The organism is Shewanella sp. SG41-4, from assembly GCF_014164505.1.
GTDB lineage: Bacteria > Pseudomonadota > Gammaproteobacteria > Enterobacterales > Shewanellaceae > Shewanella.
Map to the genome: position 1 here is coordinate 1 of NZ_JACJFI010000754.1, position 452 is coordinate 452.

General features: G+C 55.1%; 1 protein-coding gene. It reads right to left on the reverse strand.

Annotated features, from left to right (window positions below; translation table 11 throughout):
- Nucleotides 1–452 (reverse strand): hypothetical protein (locus H5202_RS23685; protein WP_182774158.1); only part of this gene is annotated, 452 nt, incomplete at both ends.

A 452-nucleotide genomic window follows, 5' to 3' on the forward strand; every position in this document is an offset into this window, starting at 1 on the left:
TTGTCGGTAGCAGTCGCAGATGGGTTACCGGCGATATCAATCACTTGCGCGGTCACATCAACATCAGTTGCGCCTGCAGTGACAGGCACTTCAACGTCAAAGCCGTTGTCGAGCATGTCTTGAGTGACAGGGCCGTTAAATAGGGTGTTGCCATTGCCGTCAGTGACAATCAAGGTGTCGCCGACTTGAGTGCCAGTCGCTAGCGTCACGGTGGCGGTCACAGTGCCGTCAGTACCGATCTCATCGCTGTTGAACACGCCATCGCTGCCCATGCCGCTGAATTCAACGATTGGTGCAGGTGCGGCAACATTGTCCACAGGCTGGTTGTCGGTAGCAGTCGCAGATGGGTTACCGGCGATATCAATCACTTGCGCGGTCACATCAACATCAGTTGCGCCTGCAGTGACAGGCACTTCAACGTCAAAGCCGTTGTCGAGCATGTCTTGAGTGAC